Below are 8,575 nucleotides of genomic sequence, written 5' to 3'. Positions count from 1 at the left end.
CCCGATCGCCATGCTCGACCGTTTCACCGTGCCGGGCTGGCATGCCGTGGTCAAGGAGTTTCGACCTGCCGTCGCCGGGTTGCCGCCCGCGGCCATGCGGTCGGTGCTCGACTCCGATATCCCGCGGGAGGATCTGGAGAGCATCCGGGCCATCAACGCGGGCACCAGCCCCGTCGATCCCGAACTGGTCGACGCCTTCTTCGAGCGATACGGCATCCCCATCCTCGTCGTCTACGGGGCGACCGAGTTCTCCGGCGCGGTGGCCGGCTGGACCGTCAAGGATTTCCACGTGCAATGGGCTGACAAGAAGGGCAGCGTTGGACGCGCCTTCCCCGGGGTGCAGTTGCAGATCGTCGACGAGGGCGGCGCGGTGCTCGGCGTGAACGAGTCCGGCAGGCTGCAGGTCGCCACGCCGCAGGCCGGCGGCGCCGGAGGGTGGATCACCACCAGTGACCTTGCGCATCTCGACGCCGATGGCTTCCTCTACATCGACGGCCGCGCGGACGACGTGATCGTGCGCGGCGGCTTCAAGGTATCCCCGGAGACCGTGGTCAGGGCACTGCGAGCGCACCCGTCGGTCGCCGACGCCGCCGTCGCACCCGTGCCGGACCTGCGGCTGGGCCAGATTCCCGTTGCCGCAGTCGAATTGCGTCCTGGCGCAGCCGCCGACGGCGAGGAACTGCGCCAACACTGCCGGGCCACGTTGACCCCGTACGAGGTGCCCGCCCACATCTTCCTCGTCGACGCCCTGCCCCGCGGCGCGGCACTCAAGGTCGACCGCCGCCGGCTGCTCACCATGCTGGACGAGCTTGGCGCCATGCAGAAACGGCCCACGTGAAAGAGATGTCCAATGACCGAATCCGTGACTGAGGTGGCGAACCCAGCGGCCCTCGTCGAGCGACGGGGCAACGTCGCACTCATCACCATCAACCGGCCCGAGGCCCGCAACGCCGTGAACGGCGCCGTGAGCACGGCGGTCGGCGATGCCCTCGATGCGGCGCAGCGCGATCCCGACGTGTGGGCTGTGGTCATCACCGGTGCCGGGGACAAGTCGTTCTCCGCCGGTGCCGATCTCAAGGCCATCTCACGCGGTGAGAATCTGTATCACGCCGCGCACGCCGAATGGGGCTTCGCCGGGTACGTGCACCACTTCATCGACAAGCCCACCATCGCCGCCGTCAACGGCACCGCGCTGGGTGGCGGGGGCGAGCTCGCCCTGGCCAGTGACCTCGTCGTCGCCTGCGAGAGTGCGAGTTTCGGTCTGCCCGAGGTGAAACGGGGTCTCATCGCCGGCGCGGGTGGGGTCTTCCGGATCGTCGACCAGTTGCCGCGCAAGATCGCGCTGGAATTGGTGTTCACCGGGGAGCCGATCTCCGCTGCAGACGCGCTCCGGTGGGGCCTGATCAACCAGGTGGTTCCGGACGGCAGCGTCGTGGAGGCCGCGCTGGCGCTCGCCGAGCGGATTACCGTCAACGCGCCGCTGTCAGTCCAGGCCAGCAAGCGGGTGGCCTACGGCGCCGACGACGGCGTCATCGCCGCCGAGGAGCCCAAGTGGGATCGCACCACTCGCGAGTTCACTGCCCTTCTGAAATCCGAAGACGCCAAGGAAGGCCCGCTGGCCTTCGCCGACAAGCGACAACCCGTATGGAAGGCACGTTGATCATGGAGACGAGAGCGGGCCGCGTAGAAGGAAAAGTGGTTCTGGTCACCGGCGGGGCACGCGGTCAGGGCCGCAGCCACGCGGTGAAACTGGCCGAGGAGGGTGCCGACGTCATCCTCTTCGACATCTGTCACGACATCGAGACCAACGAGTATCCGCTGGCGACGTCGCGTGATCTCGAGGAAGCCGGCCTGGAGGTGGAGAAGACCGGTCGCAAGGCCTACACCGCCGAGGTCGACGTGCGGGATCGCGCAGCGGTGGCGCGCGAACTCGCCAACGCCGTAGCCGAATTCGGCAAGCTCGACGTCGTCGTCGCCAATGCGGGCATCTGCCCCCTTGGTGCGAACCTCCCCGTTCAAGCCTTCGCCGACGCCTTCGACGTCGACTTCATCGGCGTGGTCAACACCGTGCACTCCGCGCTGCCGTACCTGAAGTCGGGCGGGTCGATCATCACCACCGGCTCGGTCGCCGGGCTGATCGCGTCCAAGATGCCGCCAGGGGCGGCCGGACCTCAAGGGCCCGGCGGAGCGGGCTACAGCTACGCCAAGCAGTTGGTCGACTCCTACACGCTCCAGCTTGCAGGCCAGTTGGCGCCACAATCCATCCGCGCCAACGTCGTTCACCCGACGAACGTCAACACCGACATGCTCAACAGCGCGCCGATGTACCGGCAGTTCCGGCCGGACCTCGAGTCGCCCACTCGCGACGACGCCTTGCTGGCATTCCCGGCCATGCAGGCGATGCCCACGCCGTTCGTGGAGGCCTCCGACATCTCGAACGCGGTGTGCTTCCTGGCGTCCGACGAATCCCGCTTCGTGACGGGCCTGCAGTTCAAGGTCGACGCGGGCGCCATGCTGAAGTTCTAGGAGGACCTGTGACCACCACCGAGAAGTCCAGCGCTGAGGCCGCAGCCGAAGAGGGCCGGATCACCGACGAGGACATCGAACGCGCCAGGGCGCAGATCGGCATTCCCGTCTTCCAGCGCGACGAGGCGTGGAACAAGCTGCCGTCGGCCGATGCGATCACGCAGTTCGCCTTCGGGTGCGGTGACGACAACCCACTGTTCTACGACGCGACCTACGGACCGGCCACTCGCTGGCATGGCCAGATCGCGCCACCTACGTTTCCCATCTCGACGGGGCTGGACCAGACGCCGAAGTTCACCGATCCGGAGCGAAAGGAGTTGTTCCGCGGGCTGTTCCGTGGCACCGGCAAGTACTACTCGGGCGTGAAGTGGACGTGGTACCGACCGATCTACGCGGGCCGGCCGGTGCTGGCCGAGAACTACACCCTTGAGGTCGTGGTCAAGGAAAGCGAGTTCTCCGCCGGTCGTTCGGTCAGGGAGACCTTCCGGTACCTCTACGTCGACGTCGAAGGCAACCCGATCGCCACTCGCGACGAGTCCTACATCAATGCGGAACGACAGGGCTCCAAGAAGTCCGGCAAGCTCAAGGACATCCAGCGCAAGCACTGGACCCCCGAGGAGCTCGAACAGGTCGAGTCCGAGTACGAGGCCGAGGTGCGCCGCGGCGCCGACCCGCAGTGGTGGGAGGACGTCTCCGTCGGTGACGAACTGCCCGGAATCGTCAAGGGCCCGTTGACCGTCGTCGACATCATCTCCATGCACATGGGCTGGGGCTGGGGCGGCTACGGCGTCGGGCCGCTGAAGTTCGCCCACCAACTGCGCAAGCGAATGCCCGCGTTCTATCAGCCCGACGAGTACGGTGTCCCCGACGTCGTACAACGCCTGCACTGGGATGCCGCACGTGCCCAGGCTCTCGGCATTCCGGCGCCGTATGACTACGGCCAGATGCGGGCGGCGTGGGTCAGCCACCTGCTCACCAACTGGATCGGTGACGACGGGTGGCTGGCCGAACTCGATCTCCAGCTGCGCGGTTTCAACTACCACGGCGACGTCCATCGCTGCGCCGGCAAAGTCACGGCCAAGGGCGATACCGCCGATGACAGCGTCTCGATCGACGTCTCGGCCACCAGCCAGCGCGACGAGACCACCACGCGCGGGACCGCCAAGGTATTGCTACCGTCGAGGACGACCGGCGCCGTGGTGCTGCCGATTCCGGATACCGATCTCAGAAGGCGCGGCGCACAGGTCGTTTCGCGCGTCTCTGGCAGGGTCGGCGAGGAGATGCGCCGACTGTATGGAGAGTGAGACAGGAAACATGAAGCGACTCGTTCTGGAGGACGACCACGAGGCGTTCCGCGAGACGGTCCGGCAGTTCATCGAGCAGGAGTTGGTGCCCAACGCCGAGCGTTGGGAGAGTGAGCGTCTGGTCGACCGATCTGCGTGGGTGGCCGCGGGCAAGCATGGTCTGATCGGGTTCAACATGCCCGAGGAGTACGGCGGCGCTGGCGTCGACGACTTCCGGTTCAACGCCGTCATCGATGAGGAGATCGCCCGCTACGGCGGACCAGCGCCCGCGCTGAGCCTGCAGAACGACGTCGTGGGGCCGTACTTCTCGGGGTTGGCCGATGACGAGCAGAAGCAGCGCTGGCTCCCTGGCATCACCAGCGGCGAACTGATCGTCGCCGTCGCGATGACCGAGCCTGGCGCGGGCAGCGATCTGGCAGGCATCAAGACCTCGGCGGTGCGGGACGGCGACGACTGGATCGTCAACGGTTCCAAGACGTTCATCTCCTCGGGCATAAACTGCGATCTCGTCGTGGTGGTGTGTCGCACCAACCCCGACGCCGGGCACAAGGGCTTCACCCTGTTCGTGGTCGAGGCCGGCATGGAGGGCTTCACCCGTGGGCGCAAGCTCGACAAGATGGGCCTGCACTACCAGGACACCGCCGAACTCAACTTCGACAACGTCCGGGTGCCGTCGGCCAACCTGCTCGGCAAGGAGGGGCGCGGCTTCTATCACCTCATGGCCAACCTTCCGTCGGAACGGTTGTCCATCGCCATCTCGGCCATCGCAGGCGCGCGCGAAACCTGGCGCCAGACACTGCAGTATGCCAAAGACCGCAAGGCCTTCGGCCAGTCGATCGGCAGCTTTCAGCACAACCGATTCCTGCTGGCCGAGATGGACACCGAACTCGAGATCGGTGAGCAGTACATCGACCGGTGCCTGCAGGCCGTCGTCGACGGTGAGCTCACGGCGGTCGAGGCGTCGAAGGCCAAGTGGTGGTGCACCGAGACGGCCAAGAAGGTGATCGACGGCTGCGTGCAGTTGCACGGCGGCTACGGCTACATGACCGAATACCGCGTGGCCCGCGATTACATGGACAACCGCATCATGACAATCTTCGGCGGCACCACCGAGATCATGAAGGACATCATCGGCCGCGATCTCGGCCTGTGATCTCGTTGCGGTGAACGGCATCTCGGTCGAGCACGATGGCGCGGTCCTGCGGATACGGCTGGACCGCCCGGACAAGTTCAATGCCGTCGACACCCCCATGCTCGACGAGCTGCAAGGCCGCCTCGGTGATGCGACCGACGAGTCGGTACGTGCGGTGCTGCTCATCGGCGCGGGGCGGGCGTTCTGCTACGGCGGCGACCTGACCGGCGGCGACACTGCAGGCGCGGCCGAGGTCGCCAACCGGGTGGTGCGGGCGATCACGGCGCTGCCCAAGCCGGTGGTGGCCGGTGTGCACGGCGCGGCAGTCGGCTTCGGCTGCCCGCTGGCGCTGGCCTGCGATCTGGTGGTCGCCGCTCCTTCGGCGTACTTCCAGCTGGCGTTCAGCAGGGTGGGACTGATGCCGGACGGCGGCGCGTGCGCATTGCTGCCAGGGCTGATCGGCAGGGCGCGGGCGGCTCGGATGGCAATGACCGCCGAAAGGGTGAACGCTGCAACGGCATTCGAGTGGGGGATGGTTTCGCACCTGACGGCCGATGCGGACTATGACACCGTGCTCGAGGCGGTGCTCCAATCGGTGGCCTGCGGGCCTACCGTGTCACTCGGCTGGACCAAGCGCGCCCTGGCCGCCGCGACGCTCGGTGAACTCGAGCCGGTGCAGGCGATCGAGGCCGAGGGCCAGCTGGCGCTGATCGGCACGGAGGACTTCCGCGAAGGGGTACGCGCGTTCAGGGAGTGCCGCGAGGCCGAGTTTCGTGGCCACTGAACATAGGAGAGCTATATGACTACCAAGCGGGTTCGCGTCGACGGGCTGGACGTCGAGTACGTCGACACGGGGACCGGGCCGACGATCCTGTTCGTGCACGGCGTCTACGTCGCCGGCGCCGTGTGGAACGACGTCGTGGCCGAACTCGGCGACGGCTTCCGCTGCATCGTGCCGATCTGGCCGCTGGGTGCACACAGCACACCGACCGACGGCGCGGATCTCGGCGCCGAAGCGGCTTCTCGGCGCATCGTTCACTTCATGGAGGCGCTCGACCTGGCCGACGTCACCGTGGTCGCCAATGACACCGGCGGGGGCCTGGTCCTGGCGTCGCTGGGCGATCCGACGCTTGACACGTCGCCGATCGCCCGTTTGGTGCTCACCAATTGCGATAGCTACGAACACTTTCCGCCAGGCTCCTTCGTGCAGATCGTGAAGCTTTGCCGGTTCAGTCCTGCGGTGGGTGGAGGCATACTGCGGCTGTTGGCCACGGGTCCGGGACAGAGCTTCTTCCTGAAGCAGGTGTGCCACACGCCGCCGACGATGGACCGTCAGCGCGAGGTCTTCGGAGCCTTCGCGACCAGCGGGTCCGCCCGCCGCGACGCCGTCACGGTGACCGCCTCGTTGGATCCGGCGCTCACCCTGCGCGCCGCACCGGCAATCGAGGCGTTCGACAGGCCTGTCACCCTGACATGGGGCACCGAGGACAAGCTGTTCCCCCTCGACCACGCCCTACGCCTGCGTGATGCGTTCCCCAACTCCACGTTGATCGAGATCCCGGACTGCTCCGCGTTCGTGATGCTCGATGCGCCGCAAAAGCTTGCCGCAGCGATCCGCAACGGGTGAAGGGGAGGCCACAATGACGACAGTTCCGGAGAAGACCGCCGAGATGTACGGCGTGCTCACCGACGACGCGTTCGCCAGGTCGCGGCTGCGGTTGGGGGTGCCGCGCCCGCAGCAGAACAAGCCACACAACTACGAGGTGACCTGGGACGGCGTGCGCCACTTCGCGTACGGCTACGGCGACGACAACCCGTTGTACTGCGATCCCGACTACGCGGCGGGGACGCGCTGGGGCCGGCTGGTGGCACCACCCACGTTTCTGTACACGATGGGGGAGGACGCCGCACCCAAGCCGGACCCGGAAACCAAGGCCCTGCTGAAGGGAGATCCGTTCGCGGGGTTGGGTAGCTACCAGGCGGTGATGGAATTCGAGTGGTGGCGTCCGTTGCAACTCGGCGACCGCTGCCGGGTGCTCGAGGCGCAGGTCGGTGTCGAGGAGAAGACGTCGCGCTTCGGTGGCCGCACCGCACACGTCACGCTCGACTACCTGTACTTCACCGGCGACGGTCAGATGCACGCCGTTCAGCGCGGCACGTGGATCAACGCCGAGCGCGACGCGTCGAAGAAGCGAGCGAAGGAGCGCCTCGAGCAACAGCCGTACACCCCCGAGCAGCTTGCCGAGATCGATGCCGCCTACGCGGCCGAGACCCACCGCGGGCCGGAGCCGCGCTACTTCGAGGATGTCGCGGTCGACGAGGAATTGCCGCAGCGTGTGAAGGGCCCACTCACCACGACGGACGTGGTGGTGTGGCACATGGGGTGGGGGATGCAGCTCACGCCCCCTGGGACGTTCGGGATCGCCGCAAGGGTCCGTCGCAAGGCGCCGGGGCTGTACCCGCCGAACAACCTCAACGTTCCCGACACGGTGCAGCGTCTGCACTGGGAACCCGCGCGAGCGCAGGAGCTGGGCCTGCCCAACAGCTATGACTACGGCGGGATGCGCGAGACCTGGCTGTGTCACCTCCTGACGGACTGGATCGGCGACGACGGCTGGCTGTGGAAACTTCGATGCGAGCACCGCAAGTTCAACTACCAGGGCGACGTGACCTGGGTCCGAGGCGAAGTCGTCGACAAACGAGTGACGGACGGGGGCAACGAGGTTCACGTCGCCGTACGGTGCGAGAACCAGCGGGGCGAGGTGACCACTCCGGGTACCGCGGTGGTGCTGCTGCCTTCTCGTGACGAGCCGGTCACGCTTCCCGAGCCGCCCGCCGCCACCGTCGACGGGATGTTGGCTCACGAGCTCGACCGGTACGGGGTGGGTGCCTAGGACATGGAACTGGGCCTGGCCGGCGCCGCCATATGCGTACAGGGTGGAAGCAAGGGGATGGGGCGCGCGGCCGCCGAGTGCTTCGCCGCTGACGGTGCCCGAGTGGCTGTCATGGCACGTGGGCGCGAAGCGCTCGACGAGACGGTGGCGAGGTTGACCGAACTCGGCTCTCCCGACGCGATCGGGCTCTCGGTGGACGCGAGCGATGCCACCAGCATCACCAACGGTTTTGCAGAACTGGGCCAACGTTGGGGTGAGCTCAACTCGCTGGTGTGCGCCGTTGGGCCCGACGTCTCGCAGCTGCCATGGGATCAGGTGTCCGACGAACAGTTCGTCGACGCCTTCGTCATCGGGGCGCTAAGCGCCGTACGGTCGGCGCGGGCAGCGCTGCCGTTGCTCCGGGCAGCCAAATGGGCTCGGATCGTCAACCTGGCAGCCATGTCGGCGCGCAGCCAGGGTTTCGGTTTGATCGAGTACACCGCTGCCAAGGCAGCGTTGACCAGCATCACCAAGAACCTGTCGCTGGAGCTGGCTGCGGACGGAATCCTGGCCAACACCGTTTCCCCCGGTACCTACATCTCCGATCAGATGGTGCGGCACATCGAGACATTGCCGACCGACGCTGGCGTCAGCGCGGACGACCCGAGGTCGGTGATGCGGTACATCTCGGAATTCTTCGGCGTGCGTGCAGATCTGGGCCGGGCAGGCATCCCGTCCGA

Annotated in this window: 9 protein-coding genes; all 9 read left to right on the top strand. The window is 66.9% G+C overall.

What is annotated here, in order from left to right:
• On the top strand, positions 1–838 hold an 838-nt coding region (locus QOC69_RS22470; protein ID WP_526443708.1), incomplete at its 5' end, for a class I adenylate-forming enzyme family protein.
• 12 nt (positions 839–850) lie between these two features.
• Positions 851–1,660: an enoyl-CoA hydratase/isomerase family protein gene (locus QOC69_RS22465; RefSeq protein WP_526443706.1), complete on the top strand. Its 810-nt coding sequence runs from the start codon at positions 851–853 to the stop codon at positions 1,658–1,660.
• Between the two features lie 2 nt (positions 1,661–1,662).
• Positions 1,663–2,526: a mycofactocin-coupled SDR family oxidoreductase gene (locus QOC69_RS22460; protein WP_526443704.1), complete on the top strand. Its 864-nt coding sequence runs from the start codon at positions 1,663–1,665 to the stop codon at positions 2,524–2,526.
• Positions 2,527–2,534: 8 nt separating this feature from the next.
• Positions 2,535–3,830, top strand: coding sequence for an FAS1-like dehydratase domain-containing protein (locus QOC69_RS22455; RefSeq protein WP_526443702.1), 1,296 nt, complete (start codon positions 2,535–2,537; stop codon positions 3,828–3,830).
• Positions 3,831–3,840: 10 nt separating this feature from the next.
• Entirely contained in the window at positions 3,841–4,983 is a 1,143-nt protein-coding gene (locus QOC69_RS22450; RefSeq protein ID WP_526443700.1) for an acyl-CoA dehydrogenase family protein, read from the top strand.
• A 10-nt stretch (positions 4,984–4,993) separates the two neighbouring features.
• On the top strand, positions 4,994–5,746 hold the full coding sequence (locus QOC69_RS22445) for an enoyl-CoA hydratase/isomerase family protein (RefSeq protein ID WP_526443698.1): 753 nt from the start codon (positions 4,994–4,996) through the stop codon (positions 5,744–5,746).
• A gap of 45 nt (positions 5,747–5,791) precedes the next feature.
• A complete protein-coding gene (locus QOC69_RS22440; RefSeq protein WP_526443710.1) occupies positions 5,792–6,589 on the top strand; it encodes an alpha/beta fold hydrolase in 798 nt (265 codons plus the stop codon).
• Between the two features lie 13 nt (positions 6,590–6,602).
• A complete protein-coding gene (locus QOC69_RS22435; protein WP_526443696.1) occupies positions 6,603–7,856 on the top strand; it encodes an FAS1-like dehydratase domain-containing protein in 1,254 nt (417 codons plus the stop codon).
• Positions 7,857–7,859: 3 nt separating this feature from the next.
• The coding region (locus QOC69_RS22430; RefSeq protein WP_526443694.1) for an SDR family NAD(P)-dependent oxidoreductase at positions 7,860–8,575 on the top strand (716 nt) is incomplete at its 3' end.

Source organism: Mycobacterium sp., from assembly GCF_032162105.1.
Lineage (GTDB): Bacteria > Actinomycetota > Actinomycetes > Mycobacteriales > Mycobacteriaceae > Mycobacterium.
This window is presented reverse-complemented; position numbering and strand designations above follow the sequence as displayed.

Excerpts from the sequence above, each read along its gene's own strand:
- QOC69_RS22465 (WP_526443706.1), top strand. The coding sequence starts at position 851 with ATGACCGAATCCGTGACTGAGGTGGCGAACCCAGCGGCCCTCGTCGAG.
- QOC69_RS22460 (WP_526443704.1), top strand. The coding sequence starts at position 1,663 with ATGGAGACGAGAGCGGGCCGCGTAGAAGGAAAAGTGGTTCTGGTCACC.
- QOC69_RS22450 (WP_526443700.1), top strand. The coding sequence starts at position 3,841 with ATGAAGCGACTCGTTCTGGAGGACGACCACGAGGCGTTCCGCGAGACG.
- QOC69_RS22435 (WP_526443696.1), top strand. The coding sequence starts at position 6,603 with ATGACGACAGTTCCGGAGAAGACCGCCGAGATGTACGGCGTGCTCACC.